Source organism: Geodermatophilus arenarius, from assembly GCF_042654585.1.
In the GTDB taxonomy this organism is placed as follows: domain Bacteria; phylum Actinomycetota; class Actinomycetes; order Mycobacteriales; family Geodermatophilaceae; genus Geodermatophilus; species Geodermatophilus arenarius.
The window spans coordinates 64,297-89,911 of the sequence record NZ_JBHSGR010000024.1; the positions used below are offsets into that span (position 1 = coordinate 64,297).

Annotated in this window: 20 protein-coding genes and 1 pseudogene; 18 read left to right on the forward strand and 3 right to left on the reverse strand. The window is 76.1% G+C overall.

Annotated features, from left to right (window positions below; genetic code table 11):
- Positions 1-184: 184 nt before the first annotated feature.
- The 8 genes from cds1 to ligA all read left to right on the forward strand — a co-directional run bounded on the left by cds1 (position 185) and on the right by ligA (position 10,919).
- The gene (gene cds1 / locus ACFO3M_RS19160) at positions 185-1,306 is read left to right on the forward strand and encodes an L-cysteine desulfhydrase Cds1 (RefSeq protein WP_387992589.1); all 1,122 of its coding nucleotides are present in this window, start codon (positions 185-187) and stop codon (positions 1,304-1,306) included.
- Positions 1,307-1,423: 117 nt separating this feature from the next.
- Positions 1,424-2,203 carry an electron transfer flavoprotein subunit beta/FixA family protein gene (locus ACFO3M_RS19165; protein ID WP_387992592.1) on the forward strand — a complete coding sequence of 260 codons (780 nt, stop codon included), beginning with the start codon at positions 1,424-1,426 and terminating at the stop codon, positions 2,201-2,203.
- A 39-nt stretch (positions 2,204-2,242) separates the two neighbouring features.
- Positions 2,243-3,205 carry an electron transfer flavoprotein subunit alpha/FixB family protein gene (locus tag ACFO3M_RS19170; RefSeq protein WP_387992595.1) on the forward strand — a complete coding sequence of 321 codons (963 nt, stop codon included), beginning with the start codon at positions 2,243-2,245 and terminating at the stop codon, positions 3,203-3,205.
- Between the two features lie 180 nt (positions 3,206-3,385).
- Entirely contained in the window at positions 3,386-4,567 is a 1,182-nt protein-coding gene (locus tag ACFO3M_RS19175; protein ID WP_387992598.1) for a cysteine desulfurase family protein, read from the forward strand.
- A 5-nt stretch (positions 4,568-4,572) separates the two neighbouring features.
- On the forward strand, positions 4,573-5,640 hold the full coding sequence (mnmA, locus tag ACFO3M_RS19180; protein ID WP_387992601.1) for a tRNA 2-thiouridine(34) synthase MnmA: 1,068 nt from the start codon (positions 4,573-4,575) through the stop codon (positions 5,638-5,640).
- 164 nt (positions 5,641-5,804) lie between these two features.
- Positions 5,805-7,622 (forward strand): bifunctional metallophosphatase/5'-nucleotidase, encoded by a 1,818-nt coding sequence (locus tag ACFO3M_RS19185; RefSeq protein WP_387992604.1) that lies wholly within the window; start codon positions 5,805-5,807, stop codon positions 7,620-7,622.
- 59 nt (positions 7,623-7,681) lie between these two features.
- Positions 7,682-8,710, forward strand: coding sequence for a methionine synthase (locus tag ACFO3M_RS19190; protein WP_387992607.1), 1,029 nt, complete (start codon positions 7,682-7,684; stop codon positions 8,708-8,710).
- Positions 8,711-8,768: 58 nt separating this feature from the next.
- A complete protein-coding gene (ligA, locus tag ACFO3M_RS19195; RefSeq protein WP_387992610.1) occupies positions 8,769-10,919 on the forward strand; it encodes an NAD-dependent DNA ligase LigA in 2,151 nt (716 codons plus the stop codon).
- Between the two features lies 1 nt (position 10,920).
- Here the strand turns inward: ligA and ACFO3M_RS19200 are convergent, their stop codons facing one another.
- The gene (locus tag ACFO3M_RS19200) at positions 10,921-11,601 is read right to left on the reverse strand and encodes an ACT domain-containing protein (RefSeq protein WP_387992613.1); all 681 of its coding nucleotides are present in this window, start codon (positions 11,599-11,601) and stop codon (positions 10,921-10,923) included.
- A gap of 186 nt (positions 11,602-11,787) precedes the next feature.
- On the opposite strand from ACFO3M_RS19200, the gene gatC reads away from it, so the two are divergent.
- The 4 genes from gatC to gatB are packed head-to-tail and all read left to right on the forward strand — an operon-like array spanning position 11,788 to position 15,285.
- Positions 11,788-12,117 carry an Asp-tRNA(Asn)/Glu-tRNA(Gln) amidotransferase subunit GatC gene (gene gatC, locus ACFO3M_RS19205; protein ID WP_387992616.1) on the forward strand — a complete coding sequence of 110 codons (330 nt, stop codon included), beginning with the start codon at positions 11,788-11,790 and terminating at the stop codon, positions 12,115-12,117.
- Positions 12,114-13,610 (forward strand): Asp-tRNA(Asn)/Glu-tRNA(Gln) amidotransferase subunit GatA, encoded by a 1,497-nt coding sequence (gene gatA, locus ACFO3M_RS19210; RefSeq protein WP_387992619.1) that lies wholly within the window; start codon positions 12,114-12,116, stop codon positions 13,608-13,610. Before gatC ends, gatA begins: the two co-directional genes overlap by 4 nt.
- Entirely contained in the window at positions 13,607-13,789 is a 183-nt protein-coding gene (locus ACFO3M_RS19215; protein WP_387992622.1) for a hypothetical protein, read from the forward strand. The genes gatA and ACFO3M_RS19215 overlap by 4 nt, the downstream gene beginning before the upstream one ends.
- The gene (gene gatB, locus ACFO3M_RS19220; protein WP_387992625.1) at positions 13,786-15,285 is read left to right on the forward strand and encodes an Asp-tRNA(Asn)/Glu-tRNA(Gln) amidotransferase subunit GatB; all 1,500 of its coding nucleotides are present in this window, start codon (positions 13,786-13,788) and stop codon (positions 15,283-15,285) included. The genes ACFO3M_RS19215 and gatB overlap by 4 nt, the downstream gene beginning before the upstream one ends.
- Positions 15,286-15,337: 52 nt before the next feature.
- On the opposite strand, the gene ACFO3M_RS19225 is transcribed toward gatB, so the two are convergent.
- On the reverse strand, positions 15,338-16,510 hold the full coding sequence (locus tag ACFO3M_RS19225) for a PQQ-dependent sugar dehydrogenase (RefSeq protein ID WP_387992628.1): 1,173 nt from the start codon (positions 16,508-16,510) through the stop codon (positions 15,338-15,340).
- Positions 16,511-16,644: 134 nt separating this feature from the next.
- Between ACFO3M_RS19225 and ACFO3M_RS19230 the strand changes: the two genes are divergently transcribed.
- Genes ACFO3M_RS19230 through ACFO3M_RS19240 form a run of 3 tightly spaced genes read left to right on the forward strand, consistent with a single transcriptional unit; the run spans position 16,645 to position 19,431 of the window.
- Positions 16,645-18,033, forward strand: coding sequence for an NAD(P)/FAD-dependent oxidoreductase (locus ACFO3M_RS19230; RefSeq protein WP_387992631.1), 1,389 nt, complete (start codon positions 16,645-16,647; stop codon positions 18,031-18,033).
- A gap of 11 nt (positions 18,034-18,044) precedes the next feature.
- Positions 18,045-19,004, forward strand: a complete 960-nt coding sequence (locus tag ACFO3M_RS19235; RefSeq protein WP_387992634.1) for a 2-hydroxyacid dehydrogenase — start codon at positions 18,045-18,047, stop codon at positions 19,002-19,004.
- A 46-nt stretch (positions 19,005-19,050) separates the two neighbouring features.
- Positions 19,051-19,431 (forward strand): PH domain-containing protein, encoded by a 381-nt coding sequence (locus tag ACFO3M_RS19240; protein WP_387992637.1) that lies wholly within the window; start codon positions 19,051-19,053, stop codon positions 19,429-19,431.
- On the opposite strand, the gene ACFO3M_RS19245 is transcribed toward ACFO3M_RS19240, so the two are convergent.
- Positions 19,413-20,249, reverse strand: a complete 837-nt coding sequence (locus ACFO3M_RS19245; RefSeq protein WP_387992640.1) for a helix-turn-helix transcriptional regulator — start codon at positions 20,247-20,249, stop codon at positions 19,413-19,415. The two genes, ACFO3M_RS19240 and ACFO3M_RS19245, sit on opposite strands and share 19 nt — an antisense overlap.
- Positions 20,250-20,329: 80 nt before the next feature.
- Between ACFO3M_RS19245 and ilvD the strand changes: the two genes are divergently transcribed.
- The 3 genes and pseudogenes from ilvD to ACFO3M_RS19260 all read left to right on the forward strand — a co-directional run.
- The gene (gene ilvD / locus ACFO3M_RS19250; RefSeq protein WP_387992642.1) at positions 20,330-22,033 is read left to right on the forward strand and encodes a dihydroxy-acid dehydratase; all 1,704 of its coding nucleotides are present in this window, start codon (positions 20,330-20,332) and stop codon (positions 22,031-22,033) included.
- 75 nt (positions 22,034-22,108) lie between these two features.
- Positions 22,109-24,838, forward strand: a complete 2,730-nt coding sequence (locus ACFO3M_RS19255) for a putative bifunctional diguanylate cyclase/phosphodiesterase (RefSeq protein WP_387992645.1) — start codon at positions 22,109-22,111, stop codon at positions 24,836-24,838.
- Positions 24,831-25,615: pseudogene (locus ACFO3M_RS19260) on the forward strand (hypothetical protein); the annotation flags it as partial. The gene ACFO3M_RS19255 and the pseudogene ACFO3M_RS19260, both read left to right, overlap by 8 nt.

The window sequence follows — 25,615 nt, forward strand, 5'->3', positions numbered from 1 at the left end:
GCCGATCGGTGGCGCGGGCGTCGGGAGGGTAGGGACCGGCCGGCGGCGCACGGACCGGATCGGCTCGCAGGTCCTCGTGCGGACCGCCGCGTCCCGCCGGACGGCGACGGTGCCACGACACAGGGTGCCCGGCGCCGCGCCGGTGTCGCCGCAGGTCGCCGGGGCCGTGCACGAGGATGGCCGGGTGAGCGAGCGCCCCAGCCCCGAGGACGGGGTCACCGACGTCGACCGGTCCGACCCCGCCGGGCGGGCGTGGGTGGAGCGGGCGATCGCCGTCGTCGAGGCCGACGCGGTGCGCAGCGCCGACACCCACCTGCTCGTCTACCCGCTGCCGCCGGAGTGGGGCGTCGACCTCTACCTCAAGGACGAGTCGACCCACCCGACCGGCAGCCTCAAGCACCGGCTGGCCCGCTCGCTGTTCCTGCACGCGCTGTGCTCGGGCTGGATCACCGAGGGCAGCACCGTCGTCGAGGCCTCCAGCGGGTCGACGGCGGTCAGCGAGGCCTACTTCGCCCGGATGCTGGGCCTGCCCTTCGTCGCGGTCATGCCCGCCTCGACCAGCCAGGAGAAGGTCGCGCTCATCGAGTTCGCCGGCGGGCGCTGCCACTTCGTCGACCACGCCCCCGACGTCTACGACGAGGCGCGCCGGCTGGCCGCCGAGTGCGGCGGGCACTACCTGGACCAGTTCAGCAACGCCGAGCGGGCCACCGACTGGCGCGGCAACAACACCATCGCCGAGTCGGTGTTCGAGCAGATGGCCCTGGAGCGCCACCCGGTGCCGGAGTGGGTCGTCGTCGGGGCGGGCACGGGCGGCACGAGCGCGACCTTCGGCCGCTACCTGCGCTACCGGCGGCACCCCACCCGGCTGGCCGTCGTCGACCCGGAGAACTCGGCGTTCTTCCCCGGCTGGGTGGAGGAGGAGCCGGGCTGGACGACGGGGATGCCGTCGCGGATCGAGGGGATCGGCCGGCCGCGGGTCGAGCCGTCGTTCCTGCCGTCGGTGGTCGACCGGATGATCCGCGTCCCCGACGCCGCGTCGCTGGCGGCGGTGCGGCACCTGGAGCGGGTGACCGGGCGGCTGGCCGGCGGCTCGACCGGCACCAACCTGTGGGGCGCGTTCCGGCTGGTCGCGGAGATGGTCGCCGAGGGACGGGCCGGCAGCGTGGTCACCCTGCTCTGCGACGGCGGCGAGCGGTACGCGCACACCTACCACTCCGACGTCTGGGTGGCCGAGCACGGACTGGACCTCGCGCCCCACCGGGCGGTCCTCGAGGAGTTCACCGCCACCGGCCGCTGGACGGCGTGACCGGGCTCACCGGCACCCCGGTCCGCCGCTCCGTTACCCCGCAGTAACCTCCACTATCGGAGCCAGGCGGGCCGCGGCCCGCGTCCCCCATGACCGACTGCGGAGGTAGGTCTGGCGATGAACATCGTCGTTCTGGTCAAGCAGGTCCCCGACTCGGGCACCCAGCGCTCGCTGGACCCGTCGGACAACACCGTCGCCCGCGCCACCGCGGACAACGTCATCAACGAGATCGACGAGTACGCGATCGAGGAGGCGCTGCAGGTCAAGGAGGCGCAGGGCGGCGAGGTCACCGTGCTGACCGTCGGCCCCGGCAGCGCCACCGACGCCATCCGCAAGGCCCTCTCGATGGGCGCGGACAAGGCCGTCCACGTGCAGGACGACGCCATCCACGGCTCGTGCGCCGTCCAGACCTCGGCGGTCCTCGCCGCGGCGCTGCAGCAGCTCGAGTACGACCTGGTCCTCATGGGCGCCACGTCGACCGACGGCCAGATGGGCGTCATGCCGGCGCTGCTGTCCGAGCGGCTGGGCATCCCGCAGGTCTCCGGCGCCCGCAAGCTCACCGTCGAGGGCTCGACGGTGAAGGTGGAGCGGCAGACCGACGGCGGCTACTGGGCCCTGGAGGCCCCGCTGCCGGCCATCGTGTCCACCTGGGACACCATCAACGAGCCGCGCTACCCCTCCTTCAAGGGGATCATGGCCGCGAAGAAGAAGCCGGTGGAGAGCCGGTCGCTGGCCGACCTGGGCGTGGACGCCTCGGCCGTCGGCCTCGCCACCGCCACCAGCCAGGTCCTCGACTTCGCCGGCCGCCCGCCGAAGGGCGAGGGCGTCAAGGTCACCGACGAGGGCAACGGCGCCGAGGAGCTCGTGGGCTTCCTCGCCGCCCAGAAGCTCGTCTGACCCGGCCCGGATCCGAAGCGAAGAGGAGACTGAACAGCCATGGCAGAGGTCCTGGTCCTCGTTGAGCTGAACCCGGCCGACGGCACCGTCCGCAAGGGCACCCTCGAGGCCCTCACCGCCGCACGCGCGCTGGGTGAGGTCTCGGCGGTCGTCGCCGGCGGCCCCGGCGTCGCCGCCGGTGCCCGCGAGCAGCTCGCCCAGTACGGCGCGGCGAAGGTCTACGTCGCCGAGTCCCCGGAGATCGACGAGTACCTCGTCGCCCCCAAGGCCGAGGTGCTCGCCCAGCTGGTGCAGCAGGCGTCCCCGGCCGCCGTCGTCATCCCGTCCTCCGCGGAGGGCCGGGAGGTCGCCGCGCGGCTGGCGCTCAAGACCGGCAGCGGCTTCCTGACCGACGTCAGCGAGATCGCCGCCGACGGCACCGCCACCCAGGTGGTCTTCGCCGGCCAGCAGATCGTCCACTCGAAGGTGACGACCGGCACCCCGATCTACACGCTGCGCGGCAACTCGGTCACCCCCGAGCCGGCCCCCGCCGCCGGCGAGGAGGTCCCGGTCGAGGTCAGCCTGTCCGACCAGGCGAAGCAGACCCGCGTCGTCGACCGGGTCGTGGAGCAGAAGAGCAACCGGCCCGAGCTGACCGAGGCCTCGATCGTCGTCTCCGGTGGCCGCGGTGTGGCCAGCGCGGAGAACTTCTCGATCATCGAGGCCCTGGCCGACTCGCTCGGCGCCGCCGTCGGTGCCTCGCGTGCCGCGGTCGACTCCGGCTTCTACCCGCACAGCTTCCAGGTCGGGCAGACCGGCAAGACCGTCTCGCCGCAGCTCTACATCGCCGTCGGCATCTCCGGCGCGATCCAGCACCGCGCCGGCATGCAGACCTCGAAGACGATCGTGGCCGTCAACAAGGACCCCGAGGCCCCGATCTTCGAGCTGGCCGACTTCGGCGTCGTCGGTGACCTCTTCCAGGTGGTGCCGGCCGCCACCGAGAAGATCGCCGCTCGCAAGTAGTCGGAGGACCGCGCTGCCCCCCGCACCACGCTCCGCGCGGCGCGGGCCCCTGCAGCGGGGCCGTCCCGGCACGTCACCAGCGACGGGCGCCGATCCCTCCGGGGGTCGGCGCCCGTCGCCGTCTCCGGGGTCACCGGCGTCACCCGAGCGGGTCCGTCGTGCGCGACTAACCTGGGCGGAGTGACCTACCTCGACCACGCGGCGACCACGCCGGTGCTCCCCGAGGTCCTGGCCGCGATGACGGAACAGCTCGGCCGGGTGGGCAACGCCTCCTCGCTGCACGCCAGCGGCCGCGCCGCGCGGCGGGCCGCCGAGCAGTCCCGGGAGCGGCTGGCCGAGGCGCTGGGCGCCCGCCCGTCGGAGGTGCTGTTCACCGGCGGGGGCACCGAGGGCGACAACCTCGCGGTGAAGGGCCTGTACTGGGCGCGACGCGAGGCCGACTCGCGCAGGCGGCGGCTCGTGGTGAGCCCGGCCGAGCACCACGCCGTCCTCGACAGCGCCGAGTGGCTGGCCAAGCACGAGGGCGCGGAGGTCACCTGGCTGCGCCTGGAGCCCACCGGGCGGGTGACGCCGGAGGCGCTGGCCGAGGCGCTGGGCGACGGCTCGGACGTCGCGGTGGCCAGCGTCATGTGGGCCAACAACGAGATCGGCACGGTCAGCGACGTCGCCGCGCTGGCGGAGGTGGCGCACGCGGCGGGGGTGCCGCTGCACACCGACGCGGTGCAGGCCGTCGGCCAGGTGCCGGTGGACTTCGCCGCCAGCGGCGTCGACGCGCTCACCATGACCGGCCACAAGCTCGGCGGCCCGATGGGCGCCGGGGTGCTGCTGCTGCGCCGCGACGCGGAGTGCATGCCGCTGCTGCACGGCGGCGGTCAGGAGCGCGACGTCCGCTCGGGCACCCTCGACGTGGCGGCCATCGTCGGCCTCGCCGTCGCCGTGACCACCGCCGCCGGCTCCCGGCCCGAGCGGGCCGAGCGGCTGGCCGCGCTGCGCGACCGGCTGGTGGCCGGGGTGCTCGAGCAGGTCCCCGACGCGCAGCTCAACGGCGCCCCGCTGGACGACGTCGTCGCCGGCGGGCCCGGCCGGCTGCCCGGCAACGCGCACCTGTCCTTCCCCGGCGCCGAGGGCGACGCGCTGCTCATGCTGCTCGACGCCCGCGGCATCGAGTGCTCGACCGGGTCGGCGTGCAGCGCCGGGGTGGCCCGGCCCAGCCACGTGCTCACCGCCGTCGGCGCCGACGCCGCCCGGGCGCGCAGCTCGCTGCGGTTCAGCCTGGGCTCGCCGAGCACCGGCGACGACGTCGACGCGCTGCTGGCCGTGATCGCCCCCGTGGTCGAGCGCGCCCGCGGGGCGGGGAGGTAGTGCTCGTGCGCGTGCTCGCCGCGATGAGCGGGGGAGTGGACAGCGCGGTCGCCGCGGCGCTGGCGGTCGACGCCGGCCACGACGTCACCGGGGTGCACCTCGCGCTCTCGCCGGACCGGCAGACGCTGCGCAGCGGCGCCCGCGGCTGCTGCAGCGTCGAGGACGCCCACGACGCCCGGCGGGTCGCCGACGAGCTCGGCATCCCGTTCTACGTCTGGGACCTCGCGGAGCGGTTCACCGAGGACGTCGTCGAGGACTTCGTCGCCGAGTACGCCGCCGGCCGCACGCCCAACCCGTGCCTGCGCTGCAACGAGAAGATCAAGTTCACCGCGGTGCTCGACCGGGCGCTGGCGCTCGGCTTCGACGCCGTCGTCACCGGCCACCACGCGCGGCTGGAGGGCGGCCGGCTGCGCCGGTCGGTGGACGCGGCCAAGGACCAGTCCTACGTGCTCGGCGTGCTCACCCCGCGCCAGCTGGCGGGGGCGGTGTTCCCGCTGGGGTCGATGACCAAGGAGCGGGTGCGCGCGATCGCCGCCGAGCGCGGGTTCGCCGTCGCGACCAAGCCGGACTCGCACGACATCTGCTTCATCCCCGACGGCGACACCCGCGGCTTCCTCACCCGGCGGCTGGGGACGGCGCCCGGGCCGGTCGTCGACGCCGCCACCGGCGCCACCGTCGGCACGCACGAGGGCACGCACGGGTTCACCGTGGGGCAGCGGCGCGGGCTGGGCATCGCCGTCGGCGACCAGCGGCCGCGCTACGTCCTGTCCATCGAGCCGGTCACCCGGACCGTGACGGTGGGGACCGCCGAGCTCGCCGGCGTCGCCGAGGTGCGCACCGGCCGGCCGACGTGGATCGGGGCGGCACCGCAGCTCCCGCTGCGCGCGGAGGTGCAGCTGCGGGCGCACGCGACCGCCGTCCCCTGCACGGTGACCGCCGGTCCCGACGGCGGCCTGGTGATCGCGCTCGACGAGGCGCAGCGCGGCGTCGCGCCCGGGCAGTCGGCCGTCCTCTACGCGCCCGACCCGGAGCGGGGCGACCTGGTGCTCGGTCAGGGGACCGTCAGCAGCTGACCGCCGAACACCTGATCGTCACCCGGAGGATCTGGTGTCGGAACCCTCCGTCACCTACCGTGTCGTCCGAGCCGCTTCCTGAGCACGGCTAGGTAGCTCGGCTCACGACCCCGCCCGGGCCACCGTCTCCGGTGGCCCGCTCCGCATGTCCTCCGGAGGACTCCTTGCGCCGAACGCGCTTCTCCCTCGCCGCCGTCGTCGCGGTGGCGACCACGGCCGGTCTCGTGGCCGTCCCGAGCGCGGCCCAGGCCGCGCCCAAGCCGTCCATCCCGGTCCAGCTGATCGCGATGAACGACTTCCACGGGCGGATCACGCCGCAGAGCGGAGCCGACGGCTCGCTGGCCACCGCGCCCGGTCCTGATGGTGCCTACGGCACGACCGACGACGTCACGACCCCGGTCGGCGGCGCCGCGCACATCGCCGCCACCGTCGACGCGCTGCAGGCACAGTTCGCCGGGCAGAACGGCGGCTCGACCGACTCGTTCTTCGTCGGCGCCGGTGACCTGGTGAGCGCCTCGCCGTTCGAGTCGAGCGTCTACAAGGACGAGCCGACGATCGAGGCCCTCAACGCGATGGGCCTGGACGTGTCCTCCGTGGGCAACCACGAGTTCGACCGGGGCACCGAGGAGCTGCGCCGCATCTCCGGCGCCACCGACGACAGCTACACCGACGACGTCACGGCGTGCGAGGGCGTCGTCGTCGGTGTCGACGGCTGCTTCGGGACCGGCGAGCACGCCTTCCACGGCACGGAGTTCCCGTACCTGGCCGCCAACGTCATCTCCCGGGAGACCGGTGAGCCGATGCTGCCGCCGTACCAGTTGTTCGACGTCGCCGGCGGGCAGAAGGTGGCGCTCATCGGCGTCGTCACCGAGACGACGCCGACCATCGTCTCGCCGACCGGCATCACCGACGTCCAGTTCGTCGACGAGGCCGAGGCCGTCAACCGCTGGACGCACGAGCTGAAGAAGCAGGGCATCCGCTCGATCGGTGTCCTGGTCCACGAGGGCGGTGACGTCACCGACCCCAACGCGGCTCCCACGGCCAACGGCTGCACCGGCCTGACCGGCCCGATCGTCGACCTCAACACCCGCATGGACAAGCAGGTCGACTTCATCGTCAGCGCGCACAGCCACGAGACCTACAACTGCCTGCTGCCGGTGCGCGGCAGCGAGCCTCGGCTGGTCACCCAGGCCGGCTTCTACGGTCGTCTGGTCACCGACATCCGTCTGACCATCAACCCGAACACCGGTGACGTCGACCGGCGCGCCACTTACGCCGCGACGAACGTCCCCGTCTCCCGGACCGCGGTCGACGCCGAGGTCAAGGCGATCGTCGACTACTGGAACGGTCGGTCGGCAGAGGCCCGCAACCGGGTCGTCGGCAGCGCGACGGCGACCATCGGCGCCGCCGGGTCGGCCAACCGGGCCACCGAGCAGCCGATCGTGAACCTGGTCGCCCAGGCCCAGCTCGAGGCGCTGAGCGACCCGGCCTTCGGCAGCCCGGTCATCGGCTTCACCAACCCCGGTGGGGTGCGCACCAACATCGCCGCCGGCGAGGTGACCTACGGCGAACTCTTCGACGTCCAGCCCTTCGGCAACACGGTCAACGCCCTGACGCTGACCGGCGCCCAGATCGACGACGTCCTCGAGCAGCAGTTCCAGGCTCAGAACGCCGGGCCGCGCAACAGCCAGCTGATCCTGGGCACCTCGCAGGGCTTCGCCTACAGCTACGACCTGGACCTGCCCTACGGCGAGCGGGTGATCGACTCGTCGATCACGATCAACGGGACGCCGCTCGTGCCGACGCAGGAGTACCGCGTCGTGGCCAACTCGTTCCTCGTCGGCGGCGGTGACGGCTTCACCGCCTTCACCGGCGGCACGAACGTCGCCACCGGTCCGTTCGACGTCGACGCACTGGTCGCGTACTTCGCGACCCGCTCCCCGGTCAGCCCGCCGCCCGCGAACCACAGCACGGCCGTCTGACCGACCGCATCACCCCGGGCCCGGCCGGTCATGGCGGCGGCGGTACTACCGTCGCCGCCGTGGCCACCCCGACCGAGCCCGACCCGACCGGCACCGACCCGAGGCCGGCTCCCGCACCGTGGGGGCCGGCCTCCGGCGTCGGGTCGCTGCCCGGCACCGACCCGGCCGAGGCCCTGCGGGTCGTCCTGGGGGAGCTGCCCGGCCTGCCGCACCTGCCCGAGCTGCCCGCCCGCGGCGCGGGTGCGGACCTGCTCGGCCGCAGCGCCGCCCTCCTCGTCGACCTCGCCGTCGACCTGACCCCCGCCGGCTGGCGTCTCGTGCCGCGCCCCGGCCGGGACCTGCGCCGCGCCCAGGAGCTCCTCGCCCGCGACCTCGACGCCCTGCACGACGTCGCCGGCGGCCACCGGGGCCCGTTCAAGGTGCAGGCCGCGGGGCCGTGGACGCTGGCCGCCGGCCTCGAGCGGGAGCGCGGCGAGCGGGCCGTCGTCGACGCCGGCGCCCGCCGCGACCTCGGGCAGTCGCTGGCCGAGGGCATCGCCGCGCACGTCGCGGCCGTGACCGCGCGGGTGCCCGGCGCGCAGGTCGTCGTCCAGCTCGACGAGCCCTCGCTGCCGGCGGTCCTGCAGGGCGCGCTGCCGACGGCGAGCGGTTTCGGCCGGCTGCCCGCCGTCGCCGCGCCCGACGTCGAGGCGGAGCTCGCCGCGGTCGTGACCGCGCTGCCCGTCCCGGTGGTCGTGCACTGCTGCGCGAACCGGGCGCCGCTGGACCTGCTGCGCGCCACGGGCGCGGCCGGGCTGTCGTTCGACCTCGGGCTGGTCCAGGACCTCGACGCCGTCGGCGCCGCCGTCGAGGCCGGCACCCACCTGCTGCCCGGCGTCGTCCCCGGGACCGACGCGCCGCTGCCGGCGCCGAAGGCCACCGCCTCGCGGCTGCGCGCCTGGTGGCGCGAGCTCGGCTTCCCGGCCGAGACGCTGCACGAGGCGGTCACCCTCACCCCGGCCTGCGGCCTGGCCGGCGCGAGCCCCGCCCACGCGCGGGCGGCGATGGCCCACGTCCGCGAGGCCGCGCGGTACCTGCTGCCCGAGTGACCGACACCCGATCGGGCGGACCGGCACCGGAGTCAGACCCGGCGGATACCGTGCCCGCGTGAGCACGGACGCCGAGCTGGACACCCCGCACGTCGCCGCGGTCGCCGAGCGGGAGGACCTCACCGAGGTCCCCGACGACGCGCGCACGCGCCACCGCGACCTGTCCGAGGAGCTCGACCGCTACGCCTTCGCGTACTACGTGCGCGACGAGCCGCTGGTCAGCGACGGTCAGTACGACGAGCTCATGGCCCAGCTCAAGGCCATCGAGGCCGACCACCCGGCGCTGGTCACGCCGGACTCGCCGAGCCAGAAGGTCAACGGCGGGTTCACCGCCACCTTCGCCCCGGTCCGGCACCTCGAGCGCATGCAGAGCCTGGACAACGTCTTCGACGCCGACGAGCTGTCGGCGTGGGCCGCGCGGGTCACCCGCGACGCCGGGGCGGGCGTGCGCTGGCTGTGCGAGCTCAAGGTCGACGGGGTCGCGGTCGCGCTGGTCTACGAGGACGGCCGGCTGGTCCGCGCGGCCACCCGCGGCGACGGGACGACGGGGGAGGACGTCACCCCCAACGTGCGCACGATGGCCGACGTCCCGCAGCAGCTGACCGGCGAGGACGTGCCCGCGCTGCTCGAGGTGCGCGGCGAGATCTACTTCCCGACGGCGGCCTTCGCCGACGTCAACGCCGGCATGGTCGAGCAGGGCAAGCCGCCGTTCGCCAACCCGCGCAACGCCGCGGCGGGCTCGCTGCGGCAGAAGGACCCGCGGGTGACCGCCTCCCGGCCGCTGCGGCTGGTGGTGCACGGCCTCGGTGCGCGGCGCGGCTTCGAGCCGGAGCGGCAGTCGGAGGCCTACGAGCGGCTGCGCGCGCTCGGCCTGCCGGTGAGCGACCGGTTCGCGGTGGTCGACGACCTCGAGGCGGTGTGGGCCTACGTCGAGCGCTACCGCGAGCAGCGGCACTCGGTGGAGCACGAGATCGACGGCGTCGTCGTCAAGGTCGACCAGGTCGCGCTGCAGCGGCGGCTGGGCTCGACGGCGCGGGCGCCGCGCTGGGCGATCGCGTTCAAGTACCCGCCGGAGGAGGCCACCACCAAGCTCCTCGACATCCGGGTCAACGTCGGGCGCACCGGCCGCGTGACGCCGTTCGCCTACATGGAGCCGGTCAAGGTCGCCGGCTCCACCGTGCAGCTGGCCACGTTGCACAACGCCAGCGAGGTCAAGCGCAAGGGCGTGCTCATCGGCGACACGGTCGTCATCCGCAAGGCCGGCGACGTCATCCCCGAGGTCCTCGGGCCCGTCGTCGCCGCGCGCACCGGCGACGAGACCGAGTTCGTCATGCCGACGCACTGCCCCGAGTGCGGCACCGAGCTGCGGCACGAGAAGGAGGGCGACGCCGACATCCGCTGCCCGAACGCCCGGTCCTGCCCGGCGCAGCTGCGGGAGCGCGTCTTCCACGTGGCCGGCCGCGGCGCCTTCGACATCGAGGTGCTCGGCTACGAGGCCGCGATCGCGCTGCTGGCCGAGCACCTGCTCGAGGACGAGGGCGACGTCTTCGACCTCACCGAGGAGAAGCTCCGCGGCACCGACTTCTTCACCAAGAAGGACGGCACGCTCTCGGCCAACGGGCAGCGGCTGCTGGCCAACCTGCAGGCGCGCAAGGACGTGCCGCTGTGGCGGGTGCTCGTGGCCCTGTCGATCCGGCACGTGGGGCCGACCGCCGCCCAGGCGCTGGCCCGCGACTTCCGCTCGCTGGACCGGATCGCCGAGGCGTCGGAGGAGGAGCTCGCCGCCGCCGACGGCGTGGGCCCGACCATCGCCCGCTCGGTGCGCGACTGGTTCGCCGTCGACTGGCACCGCGAGGTCGTGGAGAAGTGGCGCCGGGCCGGCGTGAAGCTGGCCGACGCCGGCGAGGACACCCCGCCCGGGCCGCTGACCGGCGTCACCGTCGTCGTCACGGGGTCGCTGCGCGACTACAGCCGCGACCAGGCGATCGCCGCGATCCAGGAGCGCGGCGGCAAGGTGACCGGGTCGGTGTCGAAGAAGACCGGCTTCGTGGTGGTCGGCGCCGACCCCGGCAGCAAGTACGACAAGGCCGTGCAGGTCAAGGCGCCGATCCTCGACGACGACGGCCTGCGCGTGCTGCTCGAGGAGGGGCCCGAGGCCGCCCGCGCGGTCGCGACGACCGGCGACGGGAGCGAGCCGGCGGGGGAGTGAGTCAGGCCGGGGGCAGGTGGGCGACGCTGGCGGCGATCCCGGTGAGGTGGGTCAGCCGCAGCAGCTCCGAGCGGCGGTAGGCGGGCCCGCCCGAGCGCCCCAGGACGACGGCGGTGTGCGGGTCGCCGAAGGGCGCGGCCATCATCTCGACGGCCATCTCCCGCCAGCGCTCGGGCAGCCAGTCGTCCTCGCTGGGCAGCAGCCGCGGCGAGGACAGCGGCAGCCACGGCAGCCGCATGCCCTCGAACGCCGGTGCCGCGTCGGAGGCGGCCAGCACCTCGCAGCCGCCGTCGCCGTCGGCGTGCAGCACCGCCGCCCAGCCGCTGTGGAACACCCGCGGCAGCTCGGCGGCCAGCAGCTTGACCGCGAGGGTGGGCGGGGGTGACTCGGCCGCCCGCGCCAGCCCCTCGAGCAGGTCGAGCTCGCGGTGGGTGTCCAGCGGCCCGGCGAAGGGGCGCAGTGTCTCCACCTGGACGCCGGGCACCGACTGCACGGCGGTGATCAGGCTGTCCGGGAGCCGGCCGGGCGGGAGGTCGACCACGACGTCGTCGACGGCGACGCCGTTGCCGCGCTCCAGCACGTCCACCGAGACGATGTCGACGCCCGCCGTGCCCAGGGCGGTCGCCACCGCGCCGAGCAGACCGGGACGGTCGGGCACGACCAGCCGCAGGAGATAGGACACGGGTGCCTCCGCAGGCGACGAGGTGAGCCGATCTCCGTCGATCGTGGGTCCGAGCAGCTTCCCCCATGCGGAGCCCGGGGTCGAGCACCGCGCCCGGCCGGACCGGCGCCCCACCGTCCCCACGTACAGTGAACAGGTTGCGTCCCTGGCGCCGGCCGGCGCCGACGACAGGAGTCCTCCCCCAGCATGAGCCCCACCACGCCCGACCGCGGAGCGTCGCCCGCCCTCGGCCGCCAGGACATCGCGCACCTCGCGCGGCTGGCCCGGCTGGCCGTCACCGACGAGGAGCTCGACCGCTTCGCCGGCCAGCTGGGCGCGGTCCTCGACGCGGTGGCCCAGGTGCAGCGCGCCGACGTCGAGGACGTCGCCCCGATGACCCACGCCGTCCCGCTGACCAACGTGCTGCGCGACGACGTCGCCACCCCGTGCCTGCCGCGCGACGCCGTCCTGGCCGGCGCGCCCGCCGCCGAGGACGGCCGCTTCCGCGTGCCGCGCATCCTGGGGGAGGAGGAGTGAGCGACCTCACCGCCCTGCCGGTCACCGCGCTGCAGAGCGCGCTCGCCGCCGGCGAGACCTCCGCCGTCGAGGTCACCCGCGCCCACCTGGACCGCATCGCCGCCGAGGACGGCGACCTCGGCGCCTACCTGCACGTCGACGCCGAGGCCGCGCTGCAGCGGGCCGGCGAGATCGACGCCTCGGGCACCGCCGGCACCGGGCTCGCGGGCATCCCGGTCGCGCTCAAGGACGTCTTCGTCACCGAGGGCGTGCCCACCACCAGCGGCTCGCGGATCCTCGAGGGCTGGCGACCGCCGTACTCGGCCACCGTCGCCACCCGGCTGCACGAGGCCGGCACGGTGCTGCTCGGCAAGACCAACATGGACGAGTTCGCGATGGGCTCGTCCACCGAGAACTCCGCCTACAAGGTCACCCGCAACCCGTGGGACCGCGACCGCATCCCCGGCGGCTCCTCGGGCGGTTCCAGCGCCGCGGTGGCCGGCCGGCTCGCCCCGTTCGCGCTCGGCACCGACACCGGCGGCTCGATCCGCCAGCCCGCGGCGGTCACCGGGCTGGTCGGCCACAAGCCCACCTACGGCTCGGTGTCGCGCTACGGCCTGATCGCGTTCTCCTCCAGCCTCGACCAGGCCGGCCCGATGGCCCGCACGGTCGCGGACGCCGCCTTGCTGCACGAGGCGATCGGCGGTCACGACCCGCGCGACTCCACGAGCATCGACGCGCCCGTGCCCACCGTCGTCGAGGCCGCCCGCCGCGGCGCCGGCGGTGACCTGTCCGGCCTGCGGGTCGGCGTCGTCCGGGAGCTGGGCGGCGAGGGCGCGCGCGAGGGCTACGACGCCGGCGTGCTCGAGCGGTTCGCCGAGTCGGTCGCGCTGCTGGAGGCGGCCGGCGCCGAGGTGCACGAGGTCTCCTGTCCGTCGTTCGGGCTGGCGCTGCCGGCGTACTACCTGATCGCGCCGAGCGAGGCGTCGTCGAACCTGGCCCGCTTCGAGGGCATGCGGTTCGGCATCCGGGTCGGCGACGACGGCACCCGCGACATCGACGAGGTCATGGCGCTCACCCGCGAGCAGGGCTTCGGCGCCGAGGTCAAGCGCCGGATCATCCTCGGCACCTACGCGCTGTCGGCGGGCTACTACGACGCCTACTACGGCCAGGCGCAGAAGGTGCGCTCGCTCATCACCCGCGACTTCTCCGCCGCCTTCGACGGCGGCGTCGACGTGCTGGTCAGCCCGACCAGCCCGACGGTGGCCTGGCCGATCGGCGCCCGCGTCGACGACCCGCTGGCCATGTACGCCGCCGACCTGTGCACGCTGCCCGCGAGCCTGGCCGGCGTCCCGGCCATCTCGGTGCCGTGCGGGCTGTCGGAGGGGCTGCCGGTCGGCCTGCAGGTGATGGCGCCGGCGCTGGCCGACGACCGCTGCTACCGGGTGGCCGCCGCCGTCGAGGCGGCCCAGGGCGCGCCGCTCGCCGACCGGCTCGCGGAGCGTGCCGCGTGACCGGCCCGCTCAAGGCCGCCTGGGGCCTGGTGGCCTTCGTCGTCCTGGCCGGCCTGGTGCTCTGGCTGGTCACCGGCAGGGCCGTCTTCGCCGTCTTCATCGTCCTGGGCGTGCTGACCGGCCTCGGTGCCTGGGTCACCGGCCGCAGCACCACCCCGAAGGGAGGGCCCACCCCGTGACCGAGCCCCTCGTCGACCTCGACGACGTCCTCACCCGCTACGAGCCGGTCATCGGCCTGGAGACCCACGTCGAGCTGGGCACCGAGTCGAAGATGTTCTGCGGCTGCTCGACGACGTTCGGCGCCGAGCCCAACACCCAGACCTGCCCGGTCTGCCTCGGCCTGCCCGGGTCGCTGCCGGTGGCCAACGCCACCGCCGTCGAGTCGACCATCCGGATCGGCCTGGCGCTGGGCTGCCGGATCGCGTCCTGGTCGCGCTTCGCCCGGAAGAACTACTTCTACCCGGACATCCCGAAGGGCTTCCAGACCAGCCAGTACGACGAGCCGCTGTGCACCGCCGGGCACCTCGACGTCGAGGTGGACGGCGAGACCTACCGCGTGGAGATCGAGCGGGTGCACCTCGAGGAGGACACCGGCAAGAACCTGCACGTCGGCGGCGTCACCGGCCGCATCCACGGCGCCGACCACTCGCTGGTCGACTTCAACCGCGCCGGCATCCCGCTGGTGGAGATCGTCACCCGCCCCGTGGCCGGCGCCGGCGCCAAGGCCCCCGAGGTCGCCCGCGCCTACGTCACCGAGCTGCGCGAGATCATCCAGACCCTCGGCGCCTCGGACGTGCGGATGGAGCAGGGCAGCCTGCGCTGCGACGTCAACACCTCGCTCGCGCCGATCGGCAGCCTGGAGTGGGGCACCCGCACCGAGACCAAGAACGTCAACTCGCTGCGGTCGGTGGAGCGGGCGGTGCGCTACGAGATGCGCCGGCAGGCCGCCGTCCTCGACGCCGGCGGGCGGGTGCTGCAGGAGACCCGGCACTTCCACGAGGACACCGGCAGCACCTCGCCGGGCCGCAGCAAGGAGGAGGCGACCGACTACCGGTACTTCCCCGAGCCCGACCTCGTGCCGCTCGCGCCCGACGCCGAGTGGGTGGAGAAGCTGGCCGCCGGGCTGCCCGAGCTGCCCGCCGCCCGCCGCCGCCGGCTGCAGGAGGAGTGGGGCCTGTCGGCCACCGAGATGACCTGGCTGGTCAACGCCGGGGCGCTCGGGCTGGTCGAGCAGACCGTCGCCGCCGGCGCCACGCCGGCCGACGCCCGCAAGTGGTGGCTGGGCGAGCTCGCCCGCCGGGCCAACGACGCCGGCGTCGAGCTCGCCGACCTCGCCGTCACCCCGGCCCAGGTCGCCGAGCTGACGACGCTGGTCGCCGAGGGCACCGTCAACGACAAGCTGGCCCGTCAGGCGCTCGACGGCGTCCTGGCCGGCGAGGGCGACCCGCGCGCCGTCGTCGAGGCCCGGGGCCTGGCGGTGATGGGGGAGTCCGACGAGCTCGTCGCCGCCGTCGAGGCCGCGATCGCCGGCGCGCCCGACGTCGTGGAGAAGGTGCGCTCGGGCAAGGTCCAGGCGCTCGGCGCGCTGGTCGGGCAGGTCATGAAGGCCACCCGCGGCCAGGCCGACGCCCCGACCGTGCGCCGGATGCTCGAGGAGCGCGTCCTCGGCAGCTGACCTGCGGGCACTCCCGCGGATCCGGACCGTGCGGGTCCGCGGGAGTGCACGGTCACACGGGGGAGGAGCCGGTCGACGACGGCGGCAGGATCCGCAGCACCTTGTCGTCGTCCTCGGCGGGGGCGCCGATGCCGTCCCGGTTGGACGTGGTCACCCACAGCGCGCCCTCGCTGTCGAGCACGACGGTGCGCAGCCGGCCGTAGCGGCCGCTGATGAGCTCGGTCGGGTCCCCGCTGACCCCGCCGTCGCCGTCGAGCTGGACGACGTGCACCCGCTGGCCGTCGAGCGCGCCGAGGAACACCGTGGTCCCCGCGGCGGTGCAGCCGCCCAGGCCGCCCTCGGCGTTGCCGACCTCGAACAGCGGCGCCATCGTCCCGGGGCCCGCGGCCGGCCAGCCGTGGTCGCTGCCCTCGACCAGCTCGTTGAGCTCGTCGGGCCCGGCGGAGGACTCGTCGACGGCGTAGAGCGTGCCCACCTCGTCGCCGGACGGGCAGACCGCCGTGACGTCGGAGAAGCCGCGGCTGTACACGGGGCCCGAGGCGGTCGCGGGCTGGCCGAAGACGTCGACGTGCAGCACCTTGCCGCCGAGCGAGGCCGGGTCCTGCGCCAGCGCCGGGTTGCCGGTGTCGCCGGTGCCGACGAACAGGGTGCCGTCAGGGGCGAACGCGAGCCCGCCGCCGTTGTGCACCTCGCCGCGGGGGATGCCGGTGAGCACCGGGTTGGGCGTGCCGCCGAGCGGGAAGCGGACGACGCGGTTGTCGGTGGCCGTCGAGACGTAGGCGTAGAAGAGCCCGTCCTCGTCGAACGTGGGGGACAGCGCCAGGCCGAGCAGCCCGCCGTCGCCGCCGGTGTCGACGCCGGGCAGGACCATGAGCTCCTGCGCGGGCGACCGGTCGGGGAAGACGTGCAGCAGCCGGCCGGTCTCGCGCTCGCCCACGACCGCGCTGCCGTCGGGCAGCACGACCAGCCCGGTGGGCACCAGCAGGTCGGTGGCGACGACGTTCGGGTCGCCGGCGGTGGTGCCGGAGCCGGGGTCCGCGGGGTCGCCGGGCGAGGGCGCGGGGGAGGACTCGGTGGGCGGCCCGACCTCGGGCGGCGCCCCCTCGGGCAGCGGCCGGAACGGCCCGGCCGGCTCGTAGCCGTCCTCGCCGCAGCCGGCGAGCACGAGCGCCAGGGCGACCGCGCAGCCCGCCGCGGCGCCGCGCCGTCCCCGCTGCCGCCTCACCCGCTCCACAGTACGGGCGCGACGCCACCGGCAGCCGCACGCCGGGCACCGCTCCGGCACGCGCGCAGCGCCCCGGAGCGGTGCCCGTCCCCGGTAGGTTGCCGTCCTCACCCGGGCGAGCAGCGGAGGCCGGCATGCGGATCGCGGGAGACGGCGGCGGGCGGCCGCGGGTGGTCACCGTCGGCGGCGGCTTCGCCGGACTCACCGCCCTGCGCAGGCTGCAGCGGCTGCTCCCCCCGGACGCCGCCGACCTGGTCCTGGTCACGCCGACGGACTACCTGCTGTACAGCCCGCTGCTGCCCGAGGTGGCCACCGGCGTGGTCGAGGCGCGGCACATCGCGGTCTCGCTGCGGCGGCTGCTGCCCCGGGTGCGCCTGGTCCTGGGCCGGGTCGAGGAGGTCGACCTGGCCGCGCGGTCGCTCACGCTGCGGCCGGCGCACGGGACCCCGACGGCGATGGCGTGGGACCGGCTCCTGCTCACCCCGGGCGCGGTGACCCGCCAGGTGCCCGTCCCCGGCGTCCCCGAGCACGGCCGGGCGCTCAAGACGCTGGTCGAGGCGGTGTTCCTCCGCGACCACCTGCTCGAGCAGCTCGACCTCGCCGACGCCCTGCCCGACACCCCGGCCGGCCGGGCCGAGCGCGCCGCGCGGCTCACCGTGGTCGCCGTCGGCGCGGGCTACACCGGCACCGAGGTGGTCGCCCAGACCCAGCGCTGGCTGCGCCGGATCGAGAGCCGGTGGGACCGCACCCGCGCCGCCGAGGTGCGGTGGGTGCTCGTCGACCTCGCGCCGGCGGTGCTGCCGGAGCTGGGCCCCGAGCTCGGCCGCCGCGCACTGGACGTGCTCGCCCGCCGCGGCGTCGACGTCCGGCTGCGCACGTCGGTGGTCTCCGCCGACGAGGACGCCGTCGTCCTCACCGACGGCGAGACGATCCCGACCCGCACGCTGGTGTGGGGCGCCGGGGTCGTCGCGCACCCCCTCGTCGGCCGGCTGGGGCTGCCGCTGCGCCGGGGCCGGCTCGCCGTCGACCCCGACCTCGCCGTCCCCGGGGCGCCCGGCGTGTGGGCCGCGGGCGACGCCGCCGCCGTCCCCGACCTCGCCGCCGGGGAGCAGGACGGCGAGCTGCCGGACACCCCGCCGACGGCGCAGCACGCCCAGCGGCAGGGCGCCGTCCTCGGCCGCAACGTCGCCGCCAGCCTCGGCGTCGGCCGGCCCCGCCGGTACCGGCACCGCGACCTCGGCCTGGTCGCCGACCTCGGCGGCTGGGACGCCGTGGCCCGGCCGCTGGGCGTGCCCCTGACCGGGCCGCTGGCCAAGGTCGTCACCCGCGGCTACCACCTCTACGCGATGCCGGCGATGGCCAACCGGGTGCGGGTCGCGGCCGACTGGCTGTTCCAGACGGTGCTGCCGCCGGAGTCCACCCAGCTGTCGGTGGTCCGGCCCGAGGACGCGCGCATCGCCACCGCCCAGGGCCTCGCCCCGCAGGCGGTTCCCGGCCCGGAGGTCGCCGCCGGCGCCTCCTAGGGTCGGGAGCCGTGGCTCCCGAGATCCGCGGGTCCGACGTCGTCGGCCCCGACGAGACCCTGACCGTCCTGGTGCCCACCCGGGAGATGGCCGCGGCGGTGGAGGCGCTGTCCCCGCGCGTGCGCGCCTTCCGCGCCGACCCCGCCGACGGCCCGCCGCCGGAGGAGGCCGCGCGGGCGCAGGTGTGGGTGCCGCCCAGCGGCGGCGCGAGCCCGGACGAGGCGTTCCTCGACGCGCTCCCGCGGCTGCGGCTGGTCCAGCTGGTCAGCGCCGGCGCCGAGCGGTTCGTCGGCCGGCTGCCCGAGGGCGTCGTGCTGTGCAACGCCCGCGGCGCGCACACGCCGTCGACGGCCGAGTGGGTGCTGGCCGCGACGCTGGCCGCCCAGCGCGGCCTGCCCGACCTGGTCCGCGCGCAGGACGCCGGCCGGTGGAGCCCCGGCACGTTCTCCTCGCTGGTCGGCGCGCGGGTGCTCGTCGTCGGCGCGGGCGACATCGGCCGCCGGATCGGCGCGATGATGTCCGGCTTCGACGTCGAGCTGACCTACGTCGCCCGCACCGCCCGCGACGGCGTCCACGGCACCGACGAGCTGCCGCGGCTGCTGCCCCACGCCGACGTCGTCGTCCTCGTCGTGCCGGTCACCCCGGAGACCACCGGCCTGGTCGACGCGGACTTCCTCGCCGCGATGGGGGACGGCGCGCTGCTGGTCAACGCCGCCCGCGGGGTCGTCGTCGACACCGACGCGCTGGTGGCCGAGCTGACCGCGGGCCGGCTGCGCGCCGCGCTCGACGTCACCGAGCCCGAGCCGCTGCCCGAGGGGCACCCGCTGTGGTCGGCGCCCGGACTGCTGCTCACCCCCCACGTGGGCGGGGCGGTGCCGCAGACCGCCGCCCGCGCGGAGGCCGCCGTGGTCGCGCAGCTGCGCCGCGTGCTGGCCGGGGAACCCCTGGCCGACGTCGTCGGCGACTACTGACGCCGGATCACGGGAACGGGGTCCGGCGACGCGGGACCATGGGGACGTGGCAACCCTCGCGCGCATGCGGCTGAGCCGGGTCGCGCTGCTCCCCGTCGTCTTCCTCGCCGTCTGCGTGCTGCCCTTCGCCGCCGCCTCGCCGTGGGCCGCGCTCGTCCTGCTGCTCCCGCTGCTGGCGGCGGTCTGGGTGCTGCGGGTGGGCGTCGACGTCGACGAGGAGGCGATCACCACGCGCGGGCTGGTCGGGCAGCGCCGGGTGCCCTGGGACGACCTGGCCGGCATCCGCGTGGGCCGCAACGCCCGGCTGCGGCTGGTCACCACCGGCGGCGGGGAGGTGCCGCTGCCGGTCCTGCGGGCCCGCGACCTGCCGCGGCTGGCGGGGTGGTCCGGCGGCCGTTTCGACGTCCCTCAGCCCCCGGCGGCCTGACCCGCCAGCGCGCGCAGCCGCCCGGCGCTCTCGCTGCCCTCGGCCGCGGTGTAGACGACCAGCTGCAGCCCGGGGGCGTCGGCGGGCGTGAGCTGGTGGTGCTCCAGCAGCAGGCTGCCCACCTCGGGGTGCTCGAAGCGGCGCTCGGCGGAGCTGAACCGGTCGACGTCGTGGCTGGCCCACCCGGCGCGGAACTCCGGGCTGGCCGCCTCGAGCCGGGCGACGAGGTCGACGACCGCCGGGTCGGCCAGCCGCGGGCCCACCTCGGCGCGGAACTGGGTGAGGAACCGCCGGCTGTCCCCGGCCCAGTCCGCCAGCAGCGCCCGCACCGCCGGGTCGGTGAAGACCAGCTCCAGGAGGTTGCGCCGGTCCGCGGGGGCGGCCGCCACCCCGGGGTAGAAGCGCGCGTAGGCGCGGTTCCACCCGGCGATCCACCAGTCGGCGGTGATGGCGTAGGCGGGGGAGGGGCCCAGCGCGTCCAGCAGGCGCTGCACGTGGCCGGGCATCCCGCCGTCGGGGTCGCCGGGTGCGGCGCCGCCGTGGCCGGTCAGCCGCAGCACGTAGCCGTGCTCGGCCGGGGTCATGCGCAGCGTGCGGGCCAGCGCGTCGACCACCTGCCGGGACGGGCGGATGTCGCGGCCCTGCTCCAGCCACGTGTACCAGGTGGAGCTCACCCCGGACAGCAGCGCGACCTCCTCGCGGCGCAGCCCCGGCGTGCGCCGCGGGCCGCCGGCGGGCAGGCCGGTGACGCGCGGGTCGACCTGGGAGCGGCGCGAGCGCAGGAACTCGCCGAGCTCCCGGCGGGCGGTGGCGGACACGGCGGCTCCCGGGTGGTGGTGTCGATACCAGTATCGACGGCGTCTGGGAGCGCCCCGGCACCGCGCCTACGCTCGCGGGCGTGACGACCGTGGACGACCCCCGCACCACCGCCGACGTCAAGCCGCGCAGCCGCGAGGTGACCGACGGCATCACCAAGGCCCCGGCCCGGGCCATGCTGCGCGCCGTCGGCATGGGCGACGACGACTGGGACAAGCCGCAGATCGGCGTGGCCTCGTCGTGGAACGAGATCACCCCGTGCAACCTCTCGCTGGACCGGCTGGCCAAGCGGGCCAAGGAGGGCGTGCACGCCGCCGGCGGGTTCCCGCTGGAGTTCGGCACCATCTCGGTCTCCGACGGCATCTCCATGGGCCACGAGGGCATGCGCGCCTCGCTGGTCAGCCGCGAGGTCATCGCCGACTCGGTGGAGACGGTCATGTTCGCCGAGCGGCTCGACGGCTCGGTGCTGCTCGCCGGCTGCGACAAGTCCCTGCCGGGCATGCTCATGGCCGCCGCCCGGCTGGACCTCGCCAGCGTCTTCCTCTACTCGGGCTCGACGCTGCCGGGGAGGCTCGGCGACCGCGACGACCTGACGATCATCGACGTCTTCGAGGCCGTCGGCGCCTGCGCCCGCGGGCTGATCACCCAGGACGAGCTGGCCGCCGTCGAGCGCGCCGCCTGCCCCGGCATGGGCTCCTGCGGCGGCATGTACACCGCCAACACCATGGCCAGCGTCGCCGAGGCGCTGGGCATGAGCCTGCCCGGCAGCGCCGCCCCGCCGGCGCCCGACAGCCGCCGCGACGCCTTCGCCGTCGCCTCCGGCGAGGCCGTGGTCAACCTGCTGCGGAAGGGCATCACCGCGCGGCAGATCATGACCAGGGAGGCGTTCGAGAACGCGATCACCGTGGTCATGGCGCTGGGCGGCTCCACCAACGCCGTCCTGCACCTCATGGCCATCGCGCACGAGGCGCAGGTCGAGCTCACCCTCGACGACTTCAACCGGATCGGCGACCGCACGCCGCACCTGGCCGACGTCAAGCCCTTCGGCCGGTACGTCATGACCGACATCGACCGCATCGGCGGCGTCCCGGTGGTCCTGCGCGCGCTGCTCGACGCCGGACTGCTGCACGGCGACACGCTCACCGTGACCGGGAAGACCATGGCGGAGAACCTCGCCGAGATCGCCCCGCCGGACCCCGACGGCGCGATCATCCACGCGATGGCGCAGCCCATCCACAGGACCGGCGGCCTGACGATCCTGCGCGGCTCGCTGGCGCCCGAGGGCGCCGTGGTGAAGTCGGCCGGCTTCGACCGCGACGTCTTCGAGGGCACCGCCCGGGTCTTCGACGGCGAGCAGGGCGCCATGGACGCGGTCACCGAGGGCACGCTGCAGGCCGGCGACGTCGTCGTCATCCGGTACGAGGGGCCCAAGGGCGGGCCGGGCATGCGCGAGATGCTCGCCGTCACCGGCGCGATCAAGGGCGCGGGCCTGGGCAAGGACGTCCTGCTGCTCACCGACGGCCGGTTCTCCGGCGGCACCACCGGCCTGTGCATCGGCCACGTCGCGCCGGAGGCCACCGAGGGCGGCCCGATCGCGCTGGTCCGCGACGGCGACCCGGTCCGGCTGGACCTCACCACCCGCACCCTGGACCTGCTGGTCGACGACGACGAGCTGGCCCGCCGCCGCGCGGACTGGGCGCCGCTGCCCCCGCGCTACACCACCGGCGTCCTCGGCAAGTACGCCAAGCTGGTCGGCTCCGCGGCGAACGGCGCGATCTGCGGTTGACCGCGGGCACCCCGATGGGGTGAGGGCGCTCCCCGGGGCCTGTCCCCGGGGGGCGCCGCTGCCGACACCCCCGGTGTGGACAGGCGGATCGGGTGGCTGCTGGCGTGCGCCGTGCCGGCCGCGGCGGCGTGCGCCCTGGCGGTCGCCGTGCCCGCGCTGGACCCGGTCTCCGACGCCGTCACCGGCCTGGCCGGGCTGCTCACCGCGCTCGCGCTGCTGGCGCTGAGCCGGACCGGCGACCCCTCCGCCCCGCCGTGGCGGGTGCTGGCCGCCGCGGCGCTGTTCCCCGTCCTCGGCCTGGTCCTGACCAGCACGGCCCGGCCGGACCCCGTGCTGTCCGCGGTGGTGCTGCGCTGGCTGCCCACGGTCCCCGGCTACGTCCTCGTGGTCGTGGCCCTGCTCGGCATGGTCGAGCGGTCCAGCCTGCGGCGCACCTGCCCGCGGACGACGCTCGAGCTCGCCCTCTTCGGCGTCGCCGCGCTCGCCGTCATGCAGTTCCTGCTGGTCGGCCCGGGCAACAGCTGGTCGGCGCTGTCCCTGGGCGCCCAGCTCGTCCTCGGCGCCGCGGTCGTGGCCGCGGCCGCCACCATGGCCGCCGGCCTCACCGTCCTCGGGGCGGTCGAGGCGCACCGCCGGCGCATGGCCGCGGTGCTGCTGGGCGGTCTGGTCCTGCTCTGCGCCGCGCGCGGCGCCGCCACCTCCGCGACGCTGCTCGGCGCGCACGACGTCGTCCCGGTCACCCGCGTGGCCGTCGTCGTCGGCCTGGCGGTGCTGGTCCTCGCCCGCCTGCTCGACCCGGGCACCGGCCCCGACGTCCCCCGCCGCGCGGCCGACGGCCGCACCGACCCGCTGCGGTCGGTGCTGCCCCACCTGGCACTGGTGGCCGTGGTCGCGCTGGTCGTCGTGTCGCTGGCGCTGGGCACCCGGCCGACCGCGGTCACCCTCGCCGGGGCGCTGGCCTGCGTGGGCCTGGCGGCCGCACACCGCTGGGTCACCGCCCACGAGGACCACCGTCGCGGCGCCCGGCTGCGCCGCGACGAGGCCTACTTCCGCAACCTGCTACACTCCGGCCGCGACGCCGTCCTCGTCCTCGACGGCCGCTTGCGCGTCGGCTGGGTCTCGCCGGCGATGGCCGCGCTGGTCGGCGCCACGCCGGCGGAGCTCCTCGGTCGCGACGTGCTCTCGGGTGCCGCGAACCGGCCCGGGACCCTGGAGCCCGCGGACGCCGCCGCGCTGCGCCGGGTCCTCGGTGCCGACGCCGGCGCCGGCACCGACGCCGGCACCGACGCCGGCACCGACGGGCTGGTGACGCTGCACGTCCGCGACGCGGGCGGCGCGCGGCGCTGCCTGGAGGCCAGCGTCTCCGACCTGCGCGCCGACCCGGCGGTCGCCTCGGTGGTGCTGCACTGCCGCGACGTGACCGAGCGGGTGGCCCGGGAGCGGGCGCTGGAGGAGCTGGCGTTCACCGACGCGCTCACCGGCCTGCCCAACCGGGCCGGCTGGGACGCGGCCCTGGAGCCCGCGACCGCCCGCGCCGGGTCCGCGGTCCTGCTCCTCGAGGTCGCCGGCCTGGACGAGGTCCGCGAGCACGCCGGCCGCGACGCCGTCGCCGCCGTCCTCGTCGAGCTGGGCCGCCGGCTGCGCGCCGCCGTCCGCGGCGACGAGGTCGTCGCCCGGCTCGTCGGCGGCACCTTCGCCGTCCTGGCCGAGGGCGACGGCGACACCGCCGCGCTGCTCGCCGACCGCTGCCTGGCCGTGCTCGAGCAGCCGGTGACCACCGCCGCCGGCGTCTTCGACCTCACCGCCGCCGTCGGCGTGGTCGTCGTCGAGCCGGGGACCGGCGCCGCCGAGGTCGGTGCCCGCGCCGCGCTCGCGGTCGCCGGCGCCCGGGCCTCCAGCTCGGCCCGCGCCACCTGCTGGACGCCGGCGCGCGGCGCGGCCGCCGTCCGCCGGGTCCGGCTGCGCGCGGACCTGCCCGGCGCCGCCGGCCGCGGGGAGCTGTGGCTGGCCTTCCAGCCGGTGGTGTCGATGGCCGACAAGCGGGTCTCCGGCGTCGAGGCGCTGCTGCGCTGGCGGCACCCGGAGCTGGGGGAGGTCCCGCCGCGGGAGTTCGTGCCGATCGCCGAGCGGGCCGGGGTCATCGGGGAGCTGCAGCGCTGGGCGCTGCGGGAGATCACCGCGGCCGCCGCCGTGCTGCCCGCCGGCGGGGGCGGGCCCCTGCGGATCGGCATGAACGTCTCCGCCGCGCACGTGGCCGAGCGCACCCTCGTCGACGACGTCGCCGGCGCGCTCTCCGCCTCCGGCCTGGCGCCCGAGCGGCTGGTCCTGGAGGTCACCGAGTCGACCGTGCTGGCCGAGGGGGACTCCGTGGCCGTCGACGCCGAGGCGCTGCGCCTGATGGGCGTGCACGTGGCCCTGGACGACTTCGGCACCGGCTCCTCGTCACTGGGCCTGCTCACCCGGCTCCCGGTCGACGTGCTCAAGCTCGACCGGTCCTTCGTCTCCCGCGTCGACCGCGACCGGCAGAGCCGCGCGCTGTGCGAGGCGGTCGTCACCGTCGGCCGGTCCCTGGGGCTGCAGGTCGTCGCCGAGGGCGTCGAGACGCCGGCCCAGCTCGGCGCGCTGCGCGGCCTGGGCGTCGACCAGGCGCAGGGCTTCCTGCTGTCCCGCCCGCTGCCGCTGGCCGACCTCATGCGGCTGCTGCGCGACGGCGCCGGCCAGCTGTGGCCGGGGTTGGTCGGCTCCTCGGCCGACCCGGTCCCGCCGGTCGAGCCCTCCACGGTCCGGGCCGGCGGCCGTGGCTGACCGCGCCGCACCGGCGGTCCAGGTCCTGCTGGCGGTCCTCGGCGTCGTCACCGTCGCCGGCCTGCTCACCGGTGCGCCCGCCTGGCTGGTGCCCGCCGCGCTCGGGACGGCGTCCGCCGCCTCGGCCGCGGCGCTCGCCCGCTGTGCCGCCCGGATGCCGGGGCGCGCCGGCCGGCCCTGGTGGGCGCTGTCCGCCGCCGGCGCGCTGCTCGCGCTCGGCCAGGCCCTGGCCCTCGCCTCACCCGGTCGCGACCTCGCCACCGGCGGCGTCGAGGACCTCCCGACGCTGCTCGGCGTCCCGGTCGCCGTCGGGGCGGCCGTCCTGCTGCTGCCGCCGCGCTCGCACCGGCGGCTCGGCACGCGGGTGCTGCTCGACGGCGTCGTCGTCACCGTCGCCGTCGCCCTGCTCGGCTGCGTGCTGCTCGGTGACCTCGTCGCCCGGACCGGCGGGCCGGGCAGCGGCCTGATCGCGGCCGGTCACCCGCTGGTCGGGGCGCTCCTGTGCGGCATCGGCCTGGTCACCCTCACCGCCGTCCCCGAGGCCCGCCGCCGCGCCGCCGGCTGGCTGCTCGCCGCCTTCGTCGCCATGTCGCTGGTCGCGGTCGGCGGCGCGCTCGGCCGCACGTCGGCGGGCACCGCCCCGGGATGGGGTGTGGTCGTCGTGCTCGGCTGGCTGGCCGTGCTCACCGACGGCCTGCGCGCCGCCCGGCCCGACGCCGGCGCGCACGCCGTCGCCGACGCCGTCCGCCGCACGCTGCCCCTGCGCGGGGGCGTGCT